The sequence below is a fragment of the Klebsiella sp. HC6 genome (assembly GCF_022605325.1).
Taxonomy (GTDB): Bacteria; Pseudomonadota; Gammaproteobacteria; order Enterobacterales; family Enterobacteriaceae; genus Klebsiella; species Klebsiella terrigena.
Genome location: NZ_CP093276.1, coordinates 546,214 through 563,562, shown reverse-complemented (window position 1 = coordinate 563,562; position 17,349 = coordinate 546,214). Strand labels below are relative to the sequence as shown.

General features: G+C 53.5%; 15 protein-coding genes and 2 tRNA genes. 3 read left to right on the top strand and 14 right to left on the bottom strand.

Annotated elements, in window-relative coordinates:
* Positions 1-40: 40 nt before the first annotated feature.
* The 9 genes from nlpI to MMW58_RS02675 all read right to left on the bottom strand — a co-directional run bounded on the left by nlpI (position 41) and on the right by MMW58_RS02675 (position 10,292).
* Positions 41-925 (bottom strand): lipoprotein NlpI, encoded by an 885-nt coding sequence (gene nlpI / locus MMW58_RS02715; RefSeq protein ID WP_045856624.1) that lies wholly within the window; start codon positions 923-925, stop codon positions 41-43.
* Positions 926-1,033: 108 nt separating this feature from the next.
* Entirely contained in the window at positions 1,034-3,169 is a 2,136-nt protein-coding gene (gene pnp / locus MMW58_RS02710) for a polyribonucleotide nucleotidyltransferase (protein ID WP_045856622.1), read from the bottom strand.
* A gap of 241 nt (positions 3,170-3,410) precedes the next feature.
* The gene (rpsO, locus tag MMW58_RS02705; RefSeq protein WP_004868066.1) at positions 3,411-3,680 is read right to left on the bottom strand and encodes a 30S ribosomal protein S15; all 270 of its coding nucleotides are present in this window, start codon (positions 3,678-3,680) and stop codon (positions 3,411-3,413) included.
* A 147-nt stretch (positions 3,681-3,827) separates the two neighbouring features.
* Entirely contained in the window at positions 3,828-4,772 is a 945-nt protein-coding gene (gene truB / locus MMW58_RS02700; RefSeq protein ID WP_159237039.1) for a tRNA pseudouridine(55) synthase TruB, read from the bottom strand.
* Positions 4,772-5,173: a 30S ribosome-binding factor RbfA gene (gene rbfA, locus MMW58_RS02695; RefSeq protein ID WP_041147389.1), complete on the bottom strand. Its 402-nt coding sequence runs from the start codon at positions 5,171-5,173 to the stop codon at positions 4,772-4,774. The genes truB and rbfA overlap by 1 nt, the downstream gene beginning before the upstream one ends.
* Before the next feature lie 154 nt (positions 5,174-5,327).
* Positions 5,328-8,018, bottom strand: a complete 2,691-nt coding sequence (gene infB, locus MMW58_RS02690; RefSeq protein ID WP_133600842.1) for a translation initiation factor IF-2 — start codon at positions 8,016-8,018, stop codon at positions 5,328-5,330.
* A gap of 24 nt (positions 8,019-8,042) precedes the next feature.
* On the bottom strand, positions 8,043-9,530 hold the full coding sequence (nusA, locus tag MMW58_RS02685; protein WP_045856615.1) for a transcription termination factor NusA: 1,488 nt from the start codon (positions 9,528-9,530) through the stop codon (positions 8,043-8,045).
* A 27-nt stretch (positions 9,531-9,557) separates the two neighbouring features.
* Positions 9,558-10,010, bottom strand: coding sequence for a ribosome maturation factor RimP (gene rimP, locus MMW58_RS02680; protein ID WP_072051836.1), 453 nt, complete (start codon positions 10,008-10,010; stop codon positions 9,558-9,560).
* 205 nt (positions 10,011-10,215) lie between these two features.
* Positions 10,216-10,292: transfer RNA gene (locus MMW58_RS02675), tRNA-Met, on the bottom strand.
* Positions 10,293-10,743: 451 nt separating this feature from the next.
* On the opposite strand from MMW58_RS02675, the gene argG reads away from it, so the two are divergent.
* The 3 genes from argG to MMW58_RS02660 all read left to right on the top strand — a co-directional run bounded on the left by argG (position 10,744) and on the right by MMW58_RS02660 (position 13,886).
* Complete coding sequence (argG, locus tag MMW58_RS02670; RefSeq protein WP_076946560.1) at positions 10,744-12,087, top strand: argininosuccinate synthase; 1,344 nt, start codon at positions 10,744-10,746, stop codon at positions 12,085-12,087.
* A gap of 166 nt (positions 12,088-12,253) precedes the next feature.
* Positions 12,254-12,883: a winged helix-turn-helix transcriptional regulator gene (locus tag MMW58_RS02665; protein ID WP_241722708.1), complete on the top strand. Its 630-nt coding sequence runs from the start codon at positions 12,254-12,256 to the stop codon at positions 12,881-12,883.
* Between the two features lie 451 nt (positions 12,884-13,334).
* Positions 13,335-13,886 (top strand): YfaZ family outer membrane protein, encoded by a 552-nt coding sequence (locus MMW58_RS02660; RefSeq protein WP_241722707.1) that lies wholly within the window; start codon positions 13,335-13,337, stop codon positions 13,884-13,886.
* Between the two features lie 38 nt (positions 13,887-13,924).
* On the opposite strand, the gene MMW58_RS02655 is transcribed toward MMW58_RS02660, so the two are convergent.
* The 5 genes from MMW58_RS02655 to folP all read right to left on the bottom strand — a co-directional run bounded on the left by MMW58_RS02655 (position 13,925) and on the right by folP (position 17,309).
* On the bottom strand, positions 13,925-14,326 hold the full coding sequence (locus tag MMW58_RS02655) for a hypothetical protein (RefSeq protein ID WP_166646226.1): 402 nt from the start codon (positions 14,324-14,326) through the stop codon (positions 13,925-13,927).
* 144 nt (positions 14,327-14,470) lie between these two features.
* Positions 14,471-14,557, bottom strand: a tRNA-Leu gene (locus MMW58_RS02650).
* Between the two features lie 14 nt (positions 14,558-14,571).
* On the bottom strand, positions 14,572-14,901 hold the full coding sequence (secG, locus tag MMW58_RS02645) for a preprotein translocase subunit SecG (RefSeq protein WP_041147397.1): 330 nt from the start codon (positions 14,899-14,901) through the stop codon (positions 14,572-14,574).
* Positions 14,902-15,130: 229 nt separating this feature from the next.
* Positions 15,131-16,468: a phosphoglucosamine mutase gene (gene glmM / locus MMW58_RS02640; RefSeq protein ID WP_133600839.1), complete on the bottom strand. Its 1,338-nt coding sequence runs from the start codon at positions 16,466-16,468 to the stop codon at positions 15,131-15,133.
* Positions 16,461-17,309, bottom strand: coding sequence for a dihydropteroate synthase (gene folP / locus MMW58_RS02635; RefSeq protein ID WP_241722706.1), 849 nt, complete (start codon positions 17,307-17,309; stop codon positions 16,461-16,463). The genes glmM and folP overlap by 8 nt, the downstream gene beginning before the upstream one ends.
* Positions 17,310-17,349 lie beyond the last annotated feature (40 nt).

Genomic DNA, 17,349 nt, shown 5'->3' with positions numbered 1-17,349 from the left:
GTGATGGCAATAAAAATTTGGGCTGATGTTTGTTCGTCAGCTATTGCTGGTCCGATTCTGCCAGGTCATCTTGCTCCTGGCCCAAGAGCGATAATTCCAACAATGCGTATCGGTGCTCAACGTAGTTGTGAACGTTGTTTGCGACCGCCAGTTTGAACAGTGCCGTAGCGCTGTCCTTGTCCCCCAGACTTAGGTAGTACTTACCTAAATAGAAGTTGGTTTCACTGAGATGCTCAGCGAGCGAGGTGTTATCCGTTGCGTCTGCCTTCAAACGATCCATCAGCGTTTTTTCGCTGATATCGTTAAGGTAGAACTCGACAATGTTCCATCCCCATTGCTCTTTGTCCGATTTGTCGAAGCGCTGTTTCAGTGCTTCAAGCGCCTGCTTCTCGTCGAGTTTGCGCTCAGCGAGATAAAGCCACAGGCTACGGAAAGGATCATTGGGATCGTCTTGATAAAACGCCAGCAGATCATCTTGCGCTAACTTAGCACGACCCCCGTAATACAGGGCGATGCCGCGATTTAAGTGCGCGTAGTTATAAGTTGGATCAAGCTCAAGTACAGAATCAAACGCTTCATAGGCAGCATCAAAATTGCCTGCCTGCGTTAAATATATGCCTAAGTAGTTGAATACTTCGGGCATATCAGGTCGGATTGCCAGCGCTTGTGAAAAATCGTTTCGCGCTAGTGCCCTCAGACCGAGACTATCATACAACACTCCGCGCTCATATAAAAGCTGTGCGCGTTCATCATCGGTTAAAGCCCGACTGGCAAGAATTTGTTCCATGCGCGCCAGAATCACTTCTTGCTGCAAAGTCGGTTGCAATGGCACCGCGAGGACTGCGTCCTTACGCCAGGCAGAGCTGCTGCATCCTGCCAGCGTGAGAGCTGTCGCCACGAAACACCAGCGCAAAAAAGGCTTCATTTCCCACTCCCGAAGACAACGATTGGATGAACGTCCAGTTCCCCGGCTGCAAACAAGGCGTCCTGCCCGTAATACGCCCTCCGCAAACGCGGAGGGCAAACGGCAACCTTACTCGCCCTGCTCTGCGACCGGAGCTTCCGGTGCGCTGACAGGCTGAGTCTGCTCAGTTGCTTCTTTGATGCTCAGACGGACGCGGCCCTGACGGTCAACTTCCAGAACCTTAACCGGCACTTCCTGACCCATCTGCAGGTAATCGGTGACTTTCTCTACGCGCTTGTCGGCGATCTGAGAAATATGCACCAGACCTTCTTTACCGCCACCGATGGCAACGAATGCGCCAAAGTCAACGATACGGGTCACTTTACCATTGTAGATACGGCCAACTTCGATCTCAGCGGTAATCTCTTCGATACGACGAATCGCGTGCTGCGCTTTGTCGCCATCGGTCGCTGCGATTTTCACGGTACCGTCATCTTCGATTTCGATGGTGGTGCCGGTCTCTTCAGTCAGCGCACGGATTACGGAGCCGCCCTTACCGATAACGTCTTTGATCTTGTCCGGGCTGATCTTGATGGTGTGGATACGCGGTGCGAATTCGGAGATGTCGCCGCGCGGCGCGTTAATCGCCTGCTCCATGACGCCCAGAATGTGCAGACGCGCACCTTTAGCCTGATTCAGCGCAACCTGCATGATCTCTTTGGTGATACCTTCAATTTTGATATCCATCTGCAGAGCAGAGATACCGTCGCGGGAACCCGCAACTTTGAAGTCCATATCGCCCAGGTGATCTTCGTCGCCCAGAATATCGGAGAGAACGACATAGTTGTCGCCTTCTTTCACCAGACCCATCGCGATACCCGCAACGGAGGCTTTAATCGGCACGCCGGCGTCCATCAGTGCCAGAGAGGCACCGCAAACGGAAGCCATGGAAGAAGAGCCGTTAGATTCAGTGATTTCAGAAACCACGCGAACGGTGTACGGGAACTCTTCGGTGGTCGGCATCACGGCCAGCACGCCGCGCTTAGCCAGACGACCGTGACCAATTTCACGACGCTTCGGTGAACCTACCATTCCGGTCTCGCCTACGGAGTACGGAGGGAAGTTGTAGTGGAACAGGAAGGAGTCGGTACGGTCGCCCATCAGCTCATCGATGTTCTGTGCGTCACGCGCGGTGCCCAGGGTCGCGGTAACCAGCGCCTGAGTTTCGCCACGGGTGAACAGTGCAGAACCGTGGGTACGCGGCAGTACGCCGGTACGAACGTCCAGACCACGAATCATATCTTTTTCACGGCCATCGATGCGCGGCTCGCCTGCCAGTACGCGGCTACGAACGGCATTTTTCTCGATAGCGTGCAGAATTTCACCCAGCTCGTTAGCGTCCAGGGTTTCATCTTCAGCGGTCAGCGTGGCGATAGTTTCAGCTTTGATCACGCCAATCTGAGCATAGCGCTCTTGTTTGTCAGTGATGCGGTAAGCATCGCTCAGGCGAGCTTCAGCCAGGGCTGCAACGCGGGCATTCAGCGCGGCGTCTACGACTTCCGGCTGCCATTCCCAGCGCGGTTTACCCGCTTCTTTCACCAGATCGTTGATGGTCTGAATAACAATCTGCTGCTGCTCGTGGCCGAACACCACCGCGCCCAGCATCTGGTCTTCGCTCAGCAGTTCTGCTTCGGATTCAACCATCAGGACCGCAGCTTCGGTACCGGCAACAACCAGGTCCAGCTTACTTTCTTTCAGCTCATCCTGAGTCGGGTTCAGCACGTACTGGTCGTTGATGTAGCCAACGCGCGCGGAGCCGATAGGACCGTTAAACGGAATACCGGACAGGGACAGCGCAGCGGAAGCACCGATCATGGCAACGATGTCCGGGTTAACCTGCGGGTTAACGGAAACAACGGTAGCAATAACCTGAACTTCGTTAACAAAACCTTCCGGGAACAGCGGACGAACCGGGCGGTCAATCAGACGCGCAATCAGGGTTTCGCCTTCGCTTGGACGGCCTTCACGACGGAAGAAACCACCCGGGATTTTACCTGCTGCATAGGTACGTTCTTGATAGTTTACGGTCAGCGGGAAGAAGTCCTGGCCTGGCTTCGCTTTCTTCTGGCCAACAACGGTAACGAATACCGCGGTGTCATCCATGCTTACCATGACAGCAGCAGTGGCCTGGCGGGCCATCATGCCGGTTTCCAGGGTTACGGTGTGTTGGCCGTACTGGAATTTACGAACGATCGGATTTAGCAAAATTCTATCCTTTTATCAAAAAGTGACGCTATATCGAGGATATAGCGTCAGATGACCCGATCTTCTGCATCCTCGCGACTAATGACAACCTTTACCCGCCCCTGCGGATGAAGCCTCTCATTAGCCGCGCGAACCTCTGCACGAAGATCATTAATAGCAACAATACATGAGTTTTTAGCTAATTGCTGCCGCCTGGTCGAAAAAAGGGGCCCTGAGGCCCCTTTTTCTGAAACTCGCAGAACTAGCGACGCAGACCCAGACGCTCGATCAGCGAAGAGTAACGTGCAACATCTTTACGTTTCAGGTAGTCGAGCAGTTTACGACGCTGGGAAACCATGCGCAGCAGACCACGACGGCTGTGGTGATCTTTTTTATGCTCGGAGAAGTGACCCTGCAGATGGTTAATCTGGGCAGTCAGCAGTGCAACCTGAACTTCGGTAGAACCGCTGTCGTTTTCGCCACGACCAAACTCAGAAACGATTTTTGCTTTAGCTTCAACGCTTAGAGACATTTTGAACTCCAAAAATTAAAAGAAAGAAAGGGTGCCGATCTCTAATTCAGCAACCCCTGATGCGACGCCCGAAAATGTTAAAACATTTTTGCGGACGTCAGGCGGCGATATTCTACTCGCAGCCAGCTTTTATCGCAAGAACAGCCCTCAGACAGGGTATTCAACGACCAGACGACGCGGCGCCACGCGGCCTTCGTCATCAATCTCGCCCATGCCGAGAAACTTCTCGTCTTCACCTTCCGTTACGCGAACCAGACCCTGCTTCGGCGCGCCAGAAGTGCGGACCGGATTACCGTTTTTAAAGTATACCGCCGACGTTTCGGGAATATTAACCAACGGATAATCCGACGCCGGGCTGTCCATCGGCATCAGCAGCGGGTCGAGCAGCTGCGCGGCAGGAATATCCTGCTCTTGCGCCTGTTCAACCAGCGCCTGCAGCTGTTCTAGCGTCACCATACGTTCAACAGGATACTTGCTGACCGCCAGGCGGCGCAGGAAAATAACGTGCGCGCCGCAGCCTAGCTTTTCGCCTAAATCGTCGATAATCGTACGAATATAGGTCCCTTTTGAACAGTGGATTTCCAGCTCGAGCTCATCGCCTTCATGGCGAATAAACAGCAGCTCGTAGACGGTAATCGGCCGGGCTTCGCGCGGGACGTCAATCCCCTGGCGGGCATACTCATACAGCTTTTTACCCTGGTACTTCAGCGCCGAATACATGGAGGGCACCTGCTGAGTTTCGCCGCGAAAGCCTTCCAGCGCAGAGGCCAGCTGAGCCTCGCTAAAGGCCAGCGGGCGCTCTTCCACAACCTGACCATCGGCATCAGAGGTGTCAGTGCGTTGACCCAGTTTGGCAATGACGCGGTAACGCTTGTCGGAATCGAGCAGGTACTGGGAAAACTTGGTCGCTTCTCCGAGGCAAATCGGCAGCATGCCGGTTGCCAGCGGATCCAGCGCGCCGGTGTGCCCTGCCCGGTTAGCGTTATAAATACGTTTTACTTTTTGCAGTACGTCATTGCTGGAAGCCCCCTGGGGTTTATCCAGCAACAGCACGCCGTGCACATCGCGGCCGCGACGACGAGGACGACTCATTAGTCCTCCTTGACGTCGTCCGGATTCACACGACGCTCATCGTCATGCTTCACCACGCTGGTCACCAGGTTAGACATGCGCATCCCTTCGACCAGCGAGTTGTCGTAGAAGAAGGTCAGTTCCGGCACGATACGCAGACGCATCGCTTTACCCAGCAGAGAGCGGATAAATCCGGATGCTTCCTGCAGCGCTTTAATACCCGCCTTAACAGCGGCTTCATCTTTGTCGTTCAGGAACGTCACGAACACTTTGGCATAGGCCAGATCGCGGGACATTTCTACGCCTGAGACGGTAGTCATCATGCCCAGGCGCGGATCTTTAATTTCGCGCTGCAGGATGATAGCAATCTCTTTTTGCATCTCCTGAGCTACGCGCTGCGGGCGACCAAATTCTTTCGCCATAATAAATTCTCCAGAATAAAGACAAAAAAGGGGCTATAAGCCCCTTTTTAGAATTATTGCCGGGTGGCGCTTCGCTAACCCGGCTTACCTTCAGCGATCTTCTGACAATGTTAGGCTGCAGCAACAGGCGCTGCGGCCCAGCAGTCGACGAAGATTACGCGATGGTGCGTTGGATCTCGATGATTTCGAACACTTCGATCATGTCGCCAACGCGAACGTCGTTGTAGTTCTTAACGCCGATACCACATTCCATGCCGTTACGGACTTCGTTAACGTCATCTTTGAAGCGGCGCAGGGATTCGAGCTCGCCTTCATAGATAACCACGTTGTCACGCAGTACGCGGATTGGGTTGTGACGCTTAATCGTACCTTCGGTAACCATACAGCCCGCGATGGCGCCAAATTTCGGCGATTTGAACACATCACGCACTTCAGCCAGACCAATGATCTGCTGTTTCAGTTCCGGAGACAGCATGCCGCTCATTGCTGCTTTAACTTCGTCGATCAGGTTATAGATGACGGAGTAGTAGCGCAGATCCAGACTTTCAGATTCAATCACTTTACGAGCAGAGGCATCAGCACGTACGTTGAAGCCAACCAGGATAGCGTTGGATGCCGCAGCCAGGGTCGCGTCGGTTTCAGTGATACCACCTACGCCAGAACCAATGATCTTCACTTTGACTTCGTCGGTAGACAGCTTCAGTAAAGAGTCAGAGATTGCTTCCACAGAGCCCTGAACGTCCGCTTTCAGTACTACGTTCACTTCGTGAACTTCGCCTTCGGTCATGTTAGCGAACATGTTCTCAAGCTTAGACTTCTGCTGACGCGCCAGTTTGACTTCGCGGAATTTGCCCTGACGATAGAGCGCAACTTCACGCGCTTTTTTCTCGTCACGAACGACGGTCACTTCATCACCCGCTGCCGGAACGCCGGACAGGCCGAGGATCTCAACCGGAATAGACGGACCTGCTTCCAGCACTTCCTGACCCAGTTCGTTACGCATTGCACGAACGCGGCCGTATTCGAAGCCACACAGAACGATATCGCCCTTGTTCAGAGTACCTTCACGTACCAGAACGGTAGCAACCGGACCACGACCTTTATCCAGGAAGGATTCGATAACCGCACCGCTTGCCATACCGTTACGAACGGCCTTCAGCTCCAGAACTTCAGCCTGCAGCAGGATGGCGTTCAGCAGATCGTCGATACCGGTACCGGCTTTCGCAGAAACAGGGATGAACTGCGACTCACCGCCCCACTCTTCCGGCATCACGCCGTACTGAGACAGTTCGGTTTTAACGCGATCCATATCCGCTTCTGGCTTATCGATTTTGTTGACCGCAACAACCACCGGCACCTGCGCTGCTTTCGCATGCTGGATAGCTTCGATAGTCTGCGGCATCACGCCATCGTCCGCGGCAACAACCAGAACAACGATATCCGTTGCCTGAGCACCACGAGCACGCATTGAGGTGAACGCGGCGTGGCCCGGGGTATCCAGGAAGGTGATCATGCCGTTTTCAGTTTCAACGTGGTACGCACCGATGTGCTGGGTAATACCACCCGCTTCGCCGGACGCTACTTTGGTTGAACGGATATAGTCGAGCAGCGAGGTTTTACCGTGGTCAACGTGACCCATGATGGTCACAACCGGTGCACGGGCTTCTGCCGCAGCGCCGGTATCACGGTCGCTCATTACCGCTTCTTCCAGCTCGTTCTCACGACGCAGGATAACCTTGTGGCCCATCTCTTCGGCAACCAGCTGCGCGGTTTCCTGGTCGATGACCTGGTTGATGGTCGCCATTGCGCCCAGCTTCATCATCGCTTTGATGACCTGAGAGCCTTTGACCGCCATCTTGTTAGCCAGATCGCCAACGGTGATGGTTTCGCCAATGATAACGTCACGGTTCACGGCCTGAGCCGGCTTCTGGAAGCCCTGCTGCAGAGAAGAACCTTTACGCTTGCCGCCTTTACCACCGCGTACTGCCGCACGGGCTTCTTCGCGATCGGCTTTGGATTCAGCGTGCTTGTTGCCTTTCTTCTGAGGACGTGCTGCTTTGGCGTTACGGCCACGGCCACGACCGCCTTCAACTTCACGGTCGTTGTCGTCTTCTGCCTGACGAGCATGCTGAGACGTGGTCACGTGATAGTCAGAGGTTTCTTCAACAGGCGTTTCTGGGGTTTCTGTCCAGTTCTTTTCGTTTTCTGCGGCCATACGGCGTGCATCGTCCGCCACGCGGCGCGCTTCTTCTTCAAGCTTGCGACGTGCTTCTTCTTCCGATTTACGCTTCAGCTCTGCAGCTTCGTTTTCACGGCGGCTCTTTTCAGCCTGGGCGTTTTTTGTCATTTCGTCGGTTTGTTGATTGCTCACTTTGTCTTTTTCCGCAGCTTCACGTTTCGCTTTATCAGCGACTTCACGTTTAGCTTGTTCTGCGGCCTCACGTTCAGCTTTTAATTGCGCCTCTCGCTTAGCCGTTTCTTCAGCTTCACGATGGGCCTGCTCTTCCGCTTCACGCTGCGCCTGCTCTTCCGCGGCAAGGCGTTCTGCCTCTTGCGGATCGCGTTTCACAAAGGTGCGTTTCTTGCGGACTTCGATTTGTACCGATTTGCTCTTTCCACCGGTACCTGGAATATTTAACGTGCTGCGCGTTTTGCGCTGCAGCGTCAGCTTGTCGGGCGCCGAGCCGTGTTCACGGTTCAGGTGCGTCAACAAGGTTTGCTTCTCTTGCGCGGTCACAGAGTCATCGACCGATTTGCGGATCCCTGCATCAGCAAATTGCTGTATCAGGCGATCCACAGAGGTCTGAATCTCTGAGGCCAGCGCTTTAATGGTCACATCTGTCATGCTGTTCCTTCCTGCTACAGTTTATTACGCTTCGTCGCCGAACCAACAAATATTACGGGCGGCCATGATGAGCTCTCCGGCTTTTTCGTCGGTCAAGCCTTCGATATCAGCCAGATCATCAATGCCCTGCTCGGCGAGATCTTCCAGCGTACAAACGCCACGGGCAGCCAGTTTGAAAGCCATCAGACGTTCCAGACCTTCCAGATTCAGTAAATCATCGGCAGGTTTGGTGTCTCCCAGGCTTTCTTCCTGAGCCAGCGCCAACGTGGTCAGCGCATTTTTCGCACGCTCACGAAGTGCTTCAACGGTGGCTTCATCCAGACCGTCGATTTCCAGCAGTTCTTTCACCGGCACATAGGCCAGTTCTTCCAGAGTGGCGAAACCTTCTTCAACCAGCATCGTGGCGAAATCTTCATCAATATCAAGATACTTAGTAAAAGTATCGATCGCCGCATGGGCTTCAGCCTGGTGCTTAGCCTGCAGGTCATCAACGGTCATTACGTTGAGTTCCCAGCCGCTCAGCTGCGATGCCAGACGCACGTTCTGACCGTTACGGCCGATCGCCTGCGCCAGATTGCCCGCTTCAACGGCGATATCCATGGTGTGCTTGTCTTCATCCACCACGATAGACGCCACGTCAGCCGGAGCCATCGCGTTAATCACGAACTGCGCCGGGTTATCATCCCACAGGACGATATCGATACGCTCGCCGCCCAGTTCGGTAGAAACCGCCTGAACGCGCGCACCGCGCATGCCGACACAGGCGCCAACCGGATCGATACGCTTATCGTTGGTTTTCACCGCGATTTTCGCACGAGAACCCGGATCGCGAGCGGCAGCTTTAATCTCGAGAACTTCTTCACCGATTTCCGGCACCTCAATGCGGAACAGTTCGATCAGCATTTCCGGCTTAGAACGGGTAACGAACAGCTGAGCGCCGCGCGCTTCCGGACGTACCGCGTACAGAACGCCGCGAATACGGTCGCCTGGACGGAAGTTTTCACGCGGCAGCATATCTTCACGCAGGATCACGGCTTCAGCATTGCTGCCCAGATCCAGAGTGATGTTATCGCGGTTCACTTTTTTCACCACGCCGGTGATGATTTCACCTTCGTGCTCGCGGAACTGATCGACAACCATTGCGCGTTCGGCTTCACGTACTTTCTGTACAATAACCTGTTTTGCCGTTTGCGTGGTGATACGGTCGAAGGTGACGGATTCAATCTGGTCTTCGACAAAGTCACCAGGATTCATGCTTTCGTCTTCGTAACGCGCCGCTTCAAGCGTAATTTCGCGAGTCGGCTGGGTAACTTCTTCAACGACCAGCCAGCGACGGAAGGTGTCAAAATCACCGCTACGACGATCGATGCTCACACGCACGTCGATCTCTTGCTCGTATTTTTTCTTTGTTGCCGTTGCCAGAGCACTTTCCAGCGCTTCGAAAATCTTTTCGCGCGGCAGCGATTTTTCGTTGGAAACGGCTTCAACAACAGCCAAAATTTCTTTGTTCATCGGGGCCTTTCACCTCAATCCAGACTGTTAAAAGTGGGGAACCAGGTTCGCCTTCTGGATGTTACTCAGCGCGAACACTTCATCTTTGCCTTCGACGGTTACCGTGATCATTTCACCGTCTACCGCTTTGATAACGCCCTGCCATTTGCGGCGATTTTGCACCGCCATACGCAGTACCAGCGCAACTTCTTCACCGGAAAAACGCGCATAGTGTTCGGCGGTAAACATCGGGCGATCGAGACCAGGTGAAGACACTTCCAGGTTATAAGCAACGGTGATCGGATCTTCGACGTCCATGACAGCACTGACCTGGTGGCTTACATCAGCACAATCATCAACATTGATGCCATTGTCACTATCAATATAGATGCGCAGTGTGGAAGTGCGACCACGAACGAATTCGATGCCGACCAGCTCAAAGCCAAGCGCTTCAACCGGCGCAGTGAGCATCTCTGTTAATTTTTGCTCTAATGTGGACAAACCCACCCCCAAGACATAAAAAAAGGGCGTATAGCCCAGTTATTCTGAAGTCAGATAACAAAAAACCCCGATAAATCGGGGTTTTAGATAACTGAACCCTGCGATCGCAACTGCGATCTGGAACACTTCCAGGAGAATTCTTTCAAATTCGGCTACGAAGGACCAGGTCCTCACAGTATATTTGAAAAAGTACTCAAAGGGAAAGTGGTTGCGGGGGCCGGATTTGAACCGACGACCTTCGGGTTATGAGCCCGACGAGCTACCAGGCTGCTCCACCCCGCGCCTGAAACGTGGCATATTTTACTCTTATTGAGTAAAAGACGCAAATACTGCTGGGATTTGGTACCGAGGACGGGACATAAAATCGTGGTAAAGTGTATTGATAAACCCTATATTTTGTCAACATGTTTTTCACATTGCCCGGTTACCGTTTATGCTGGCATTTCGCCCTTTTTTAGCAAAAAAACAATGAATCACTTCCTGTCATCCATAAAAGATGATTAAATGAAAACTCACTATTAGTGCATAAACATGCAATAGGGACATATCCCATTTGACGTGATTTTTACGCCACCTTGGCATGGACAGCGCGAGAAGACCGGCGTGTATGGTTATACATAAAGGTTTTCAAGCATGACCCTGAACCTCAATGGCAAACGGAATAGTCAAATGGGACAGGTTCTGGACCTGGTAAACCGAACTCACAACAGTCTATCTAGCAGGGTTTTATTTTATGACGACGATTCTTAAGCATCTCCCGATTGGTCAACGTATTGGTATCGCTTTCTCTGGTGGACTGGATACCAGCGCCGCCCTGCTGTGGATGCGTAAAAAAGGCGCGGTACCTTACGCCTATACCGCTAACCTGGGCCAGCCGGACGAAGAGGATTACGATGCTATTCCTCGCCGCGCCAAAGAGTACGGTGCCGAGGGCGCTCGTCTGATCGACTGCCGTAAACAGCTGGTTGCCGAAGGCATTGCCGCTATCCAGTGCGGCGCATTCCATAACACCACCGGCGGCCTGACCTATTTTAACACCACCCCGCTCGGTCGTGCCGTTACCGGCACCATGCTGGTTGCCGCGATGAAAGAAGATGGCGTTAACATCTGGGGTGACGGCAGTACTTATAAAGGCAACGATATTGAGCGCTTCTATCGTTACGGCCTGCTGACCAACGCTGAGCTGAAAATTTACAAACCGTGGCTGGATAGCGACTTTATCGATGAGCTTGGTGGACGTCAGGAAATGTCCGAGTTTATGATTGCCTGCGGTTTTGACTACAAAATGTCCGTTGAGAAAGCCTACTCCACTGACTCCAACATGCTGGGCGCAACCCACGAAGCGAAGGACCTGGAATTCCTGAACTCCAGCGTCAAAATCGTCACCCCGATCATGGGGGTTAAGTTCTGGGATGAGAGCGTGAAGATCCCGGCAGAAGAAGTGACCATTCGCTTTGAGCAGGGCCATCCGGTCGCGCTCAACGGCCAAACCTTCAGCGATGACGTGGAGCTGATGCTGGAAGCAAACCGCATCGGCGGTCGCCACGGGCTTGGCATGAGCGACCAGATTGAAAACCGTATCATCGAAGCAAAAAGCCGCGGCATCTATGAAGCACCGGGCATGGCGCTGCTGCACATTGCCTATGAGCGTCTGCTGACCGGCATCCATAACGAAGATACCATTGAGCAGTACCACGCCCACGGGCGCCAGCTGGGTCGCCTGCTGTATCAGGGACGCTGGTTTGACTCTCAGGCGCTGATGCTGCGTGATGCGCTGCAGCGTTGGGTGGCGAGCGCGATTACCGGTGAGGTGACGCTGGAGCTGCGTCGCGGTAATGATTACTCCATTCTGAACACCGTCTCCGACAATCTGACCTATAAAGCAGAGCGTCTGACAATGGAGAAAGGAGATTCAATGTTCTCCGCAGAAGACCGTATTGGCCAGTTGACCATGCGTAATCTGGATATCACCGATACCCGCGATAAGCTGTTCGGTTACGCACAATCCGGCCTGCTCACCGCGTCTTCAACCACCGGTCTGCCGCAGGTTGAGAATTTGGAAAATAGAGACAAATAATCTATTTTCATCTACTCTTTCAGCCGACGCTAATCCGTCGGCTTTTTTCTTTCGTCAGAATTGCGCCCCCTAAAACCTGCGGCTCATAATTTTACCGGTCGCGGTATCTAATAATTATTGTCTATAATCTTCCGCATAGATTTGCCCTTTCCGATGTGAGGCCCCAATGAATATAAACCCCCCGGTCAGACCACAGCGGGATATCGATCGCCTGCTGGAGACGCTTGAACCTTACGCCACGCCAATGAATGTGATTGCGAGAAAAAGACTGACCAGCGACTATAAAGGCAAAACTCAGCTCTATCTTTTTAAAAAGGGCGAGCTGTCAGTTATCCGTTCATCTGATAAATTACTCATCGTTACCGTCTATGAACCGCATCTCTTTGGCGTCGCGGAAATGCTCCAGCCTAGCCGGAGCCACGGGCTACGGGCGGAGATCCCTTCCGATGTTTTACGTATCGATAGCGATCGCGCCATCCAGCTGTTCCGGGAGCACAGCCTGTGGGAAGAGGTCACCAGCCTGCTCGCATACCATACCTCGTACCTGGTTTATCGGGACGATTTGGTCCTGCAGCAGCGAACCTACTCGGTCATCCGCAATCATCTGATGGAGATGCTTCTTATGCCTGATGAAACGCGGCTACGCGTATCTATTCTGGAATATATTCAGGACCGAACCCTTCTTTCGCGCAGCAGTATTCTGAACGTGCTGTCAGCGTTAAAAAAAGGCGGATATATTGAATTTGCCCGCGGTGGTTATTTGCAAAGCGTGAACACGCTACCTGAGAAATTCTAAGCAACCGTGCCTGTGCTTATCGCTGATGTATTGCTGAACCGGCTGCCAGGGCGCTGGATGCAATTTAAATTTAAACAAACAAATGATAACGGCAAGCGATAAATAATTTTATTCTGGGCGTCTGTATTTATCGCACTGAAAAATGTGCGTTAAAAACCAAACAACAGGCCCAGAAATGAAGACAGCTCTTCCGCCAGCGTTCGCATTAAATACCCGCGCTGTGCCGGCTGCTTTTGCCTCTGCATTCTCTGAGGTCAAACGCGTCAGCACCCAACCCTGCTGTTCACCCGACTCCGCTGCCCACATCAGCACTCACGCCAAGCGTGTCGCTCTGCGTGGCGCGATAACGGCTGCCGTTTAGCTCTGCGGCCAACGGCGATTAGAACCCAAACACGCTACTTATTTGCCCGAACGCTCGTGTCGGGTATTTTTTTACCTGAAGGAATTTACAATGAGCATGTTCACGTCAAAATCAGTTCTGCTCGTCGCGGCGCTCTGCGCCAGCGGCGCCGCTAGTGCATCGGTTAACCTCCACGGCGAGGCGGGGGAAGAGTTTACTCATCTTTCCGCCAGCTTTAACGCAGACGATCCGGGCATGACCTTCAACGGCAGCTGGGCGCATAGCAATAACGATGGGGATATCGCAGGGTTAGGTATGGGCTATAACTTTGACCTCGGCCCGTTTCTGCTGACCATGGGGGGCAAAGCGCTCTACCTGAATCCACAGGACAGCGATGAGGGGTACGCCATCGCGCTTGGCGGCGGGGCACAATTACCGCTCGGCGATTTCTTCACTCTCTTCGGGGAGGCCTATTACTCTCCGGACTCCATGTCCAGCGGCGTAGACGACTACGTTGAAGCGAACGCGGGTGTGCGAATAAACGTCATTAAGTCGCTGAGTATCGAAGCGGGTTATCGCTATATGGATATGGCGGGCAAAGACAGCCATCGTGATAATACGCTGGCCGACGGCGCCTACGCCGGCTTCAACTTCCGCTTCTGATCGTTATCAGCAGGGATTGCCGGACGGCAATCCCTCACTTACGTCGCCAGGGGAACGGCCTTCAGTACCTTATTAATCTCTTCTAGCCCGGCAATATTATTTTCTTTGCGGTAGACCTCATTCATCGCCGACATCTGTTCGAGCCTGGTGAGCGCGCTGTAGACGTGATAGGCATCGCTATCCTTATCGAAGATATCCTTTCTCTCCACATCCTGCAGATAGTTGTCTTTTAATGACCGGCTAAGGCTGCCAATCAGCACCGAGTTATCCTGAAAGCAGCGGGTAATTGACTGAGTGTTTTGTCCCGTGGGCTGAACGTCGCTATGCATTACCGGTACCGCCAGCGCATTAATAGTCGCTACCGGATCCGCCGCTGGTGTCGTACTACATCCGGACAAGCACAGCACGCCGGCAAGGATAAACAGCCTGAAATGCTTCATTGCGTTACTCACCTCTGATAAATAGATGAGCGCGACTTTAGCGACCTGGATGGGATCAAGGCCAGCGGAGAGTTATTTATAAATAAACAGCCGTCGATTTAAGGCAAAAAAAAGACGCTTTTCAGCGTCTTTTTTTTGGAATATTGGTACCGAGGATGGGACTCGAACCCACAAGCCCGTTAGGGCACTACCACCTCAAGGTAGCGTGTCTACCAATTCCACCACCTCGGTACAGATACTACTTATCAGTGCGGGATATCGCTGCTCGGCTGCGCCGGCGCTGCTGGCTGAGTCTGCTCGGATTTCGGCGCGCTCAGATTATCCCACTCACTTCCTTTACTGGTCTTGTTGCTGTTGATATTGCCCAGCACCAAACTAATGATGAAGAACAACGCAGCCAGGATACCGGTCATGCGGGTCATGAAGTTACCAGAACCGCTGGAACCGAACAACGTGCCGGAAGCGCCTGCTCCGAACGAGGCTCCCATATCAGCGCCTTTACCTTGCTGCAGCATGATCAGACCAACAAGGCCAATCGCCACAATAAGGAAAACAACTAAAAGAGCTTCTTGCATAATCAACCTGTTCCTTGCGGATTCGCCGCATACCAATTGCTTCGACCAATAAAGCGGGACGCATTAACGTTTCCCACTGAAGCGGGTGTGAATACTAACCAAAGCGAATGACCTTCGCAAGGGCAATTTCGACGCATTGTATCAACTGCAGAAAAAAACAGCAAAAAACCGTTTACTGGCAATTAAAAAAGCGGCAAGCGCCGCCTTTTTAATCACTTAGCGCCACAAGCTATGCGTTTTTAACCGCATCAGCGATGCGGTGAGCGAATTCGTGCACCTGCTCTTCGTGCTCGCCTTCAACCATCACGCGAATCAGCGGCTCGGTGCCGGATTTACGTAACAGCACCCGGCCACGTTTACCTAATGCGGCCTCAACCTCAGCGGCGACCGCTTTTACGCTCTCATGCTCGAGCGGGTTGCTGTTGTTATCGGTAAAGCGCACGTTGACCAGTATCTGCGGGAACATCTTCATGCCGCTGCACAGATCGTGCAGGCTCATATGGTTACGTACCATCGCGGCAACGACCTGCAGGCTTGCAACAATGCCGTCTCCGGTGGTCGTCTTATCCAGCAGGATAACGTGGCCGGAGTTTTCGGCGCCAATGCGCCAGCCTTTCTCCTGCATTTTCTCCAGCACATAGCGGTCGCCCACTTTTGCGCGAGCAAACGGGATGCCCAGCTGTTTGAGCGCCAGCTCCAGCCCCATATTACTCATTAGCGTGCCCACGGCGCCGCCGCGCAGCTGACCCTGACGCAGGCCTTCGCGGGCAATGATGTAGAGAATCTGGTCGCCATCGACCTTATTGCCTTCATGGTCGACCATAATGACGCGGTCACCATCGCCGTCGTAGGCAATGCCCAAATCGGCCTTTTCCGCCAGCACCCGAGCCTGTAGGGCCCGCACGTCGGTGGCTCCGACCTCTTCGTTGATATTAAGGCCGTTGGGCTCACAGCCCATGGCAATAACCTGTGCCCCGAGCTCGCGGAAGACGTTAGGCGCAATGTGGTAGGTCGCGCCGTGGGCGCAGTCGACAACCACCTTCAGCTCGTTCAGGCTCAGCTCATTCGGGAAAGTGCCTTTGCAGAACTCGATGTAGCGCCCGGCCGCATCAACAATCCGGCTGGCTTTGCCTAGTTCAGCGGAATCGACGCAGGTCAGCTCTTTCTCCATCTCGGCTTCAATAGCCTCTTCGACGTTATCCGGCAGCTTGGTTCCCTCAATAGAGAAGAACTTGATCCCGTTGTCGTAGAAAGGGTTATGCGACGCTGAAATGACGATCCCGGCCTCCGCGCGGAAAGCGCGGGTCAGATAAGCCACCGCCGGCGTAGGCATTGGGCCAGTGAATGAGGCGGAGAGACCGGCTGCCGCCAGGCCCGCTTCGAGGGCCGACTCCAGCATATAGCCGGAGATGCGGGTATCTTTACCGATAATGATTTTACGCGAACCGTGACGCGCGAGAACTTTTCCTGCAGCCCAGCCCAGTTTAAGCACAAATTCCGGCGTAATTGGCGCATCGCCAACGCGGCCACGGATACCATCGGTGCCAAAATACTTACGGTTACTCATAACGTTTATTTTCCTTTGTGGCCAGTGTGGCTTCCACCACGCGCAGCGCTTCTACCGTTTCTTTGACGTCATGGACGCGAACTATCTGCGCGCCCTGCATCGCCGCAATTACTGCGCAAGCCAGGCTACCGCTGAGGCGCTCCGTCGGCCCAACGTTCAGTAACTGGCCGACCATCGACTTACGCGACATGCCTACCAACAGCGGGAGACCAAAATGATGGAACTCACCGAGTCGAGCAAGCAGCTCATAATTATGGGAAAGATTTTTACCGAAACCGAATCCTGGGTCGAGCAACAATTTATCTTTTGCGATCCCAGCCCGCTCGCAGCGCACAATATGCTCTGTGAAAAAGCGGGTCACATCGGCGAAGACGTCTTCGTACTTCGGCGCAGCCTGCATGGTTTTCGGCTGCCCTTGCATATGCATCAGGCACACCGGCAGACCGGTTTCTGCCGCCGCTTCCAGCGCGCCTGGCTCCGTTAGCGAACGGATATCGTTGATGATATGCGCCCCTACCTGTGCGGCTTCACGGATCACTTCAGGCTTCGACGTATCGACCGAAATCCACACCTCAAAGCGCTGAGCAATGGCTTCCACAACCGGGATCACGCGCGCCAGCTCTTCCTCAACGCTAACATCCAGCGCCCCAGGACGCGTCGATTCGCCGCCGATATCAATGATAGTCGCGCCGGCATTAATCATCAGATTGGCGTGCTTCACTGCGTCTACCAGCGAATTGTGCGCCCCGCCGTCGGAGAAGGAGTCTGGCGTAACGTTAAGGATACCCATCACGTGCGGGTGGGTGAGATCGAGGGTTGAGCCCTGGGCTACAAGTTTCATCGCGAGATCCCTGAATCAGGAGAGATAGATAAAAAGAAAA

Excerpts from the sequence above, each read along its gene's own strand:
- infB (WP_133600842.1), bottom strand. The coding sequence starts at position 8,018 with ATGACAGATGTGACCATTAAAGCGCTGGCCTCAGAGATTCAGACCTCT.
- rbfA (WP_041147389.1), bottom strand. The coding sequence starts at position 5,173 with ATGGCGAAAGAATTTGGTCGCCCGCAGCGCGTAGCTCAGGAGATGCAA.
- glmM (WP_133600839.1), bottom strand. The coding sequence starts at position 16,468 with ATGAGTAACCGTAAGTATTTTGGCACCGATGGTATCCGTGGCCGCGTT.
- nlpI (WP_045856624.1), bottom strand. The coding sequence starts at position 925 with ATGAAGCCTTTTTTGCGCTGGTGTTTCGTGGCGACAGCTCTCACGCTG.
- secG (WP_041147397.1), bottom strand. The coding sequence starts at position 14,901 with ATGCAAGAAGCTCTTTTAGTTGTTTTCCTTATTGTGGCGATTGGCCTT.
- MMW58_RS02665 (WP_241722708.1), top strand. The coding sequence starts at position 12,254 with ATGAATATAAACCCCCCGGTCAGACCACAGCGGGATATCGATCGCCTG.
- MMW58_RS02660 (WP_241722707.1), top strand. The coding sequence starts at position 13,335 with ATGAGCATGTTCACGTCAAAATCAGTTCTGCTCGTCGCGGCGCTCTGC.
- rpsO (WP_004868066.1), bottom strand. The coding sequence starts at position 3,680 with ATGTCTCTAAGCGTTGAAGCTAAAGCAAAAATCGTTTCTGAGTTTGGT.
- nusA (WP_045856615.1), bottom strand. The coding sequence starts at position 9,530 with ATGAACAAAGAAATTTTGGCTGTTGTTGAAGCCGTTTCCAACGAAAAA.
- folP (WP_241722706.1), bottom strand. The coding sequence starts at position 17,309 with ATGAAACTTGTAGCCCAGGGCTCAACCCTCGATCTCACCCACCCGCAC.
- MMW58_RS02655 (WP_166646226.1), bottom strand. The coding sequence starts at position 14,326 with ATGAAGCATTTCAGGCTGTTTATCCTTGCCGGCGTGCTGTGCTTGTCC.
- truB (WP_159237039.1), bottom strand. The coding sequence starts at position 4,772 with ATGAGTCGTCCTCGTCGTCGCGGCCGCGATGTGCACGGCGTGCTGTTG.
- argG (WP_076946560.1), top strand. The coding sequence starts at position 10,744 with ATGACGACGATTCTTAAGCATCTCCCGATTGGTCAACGTATTGGTATC.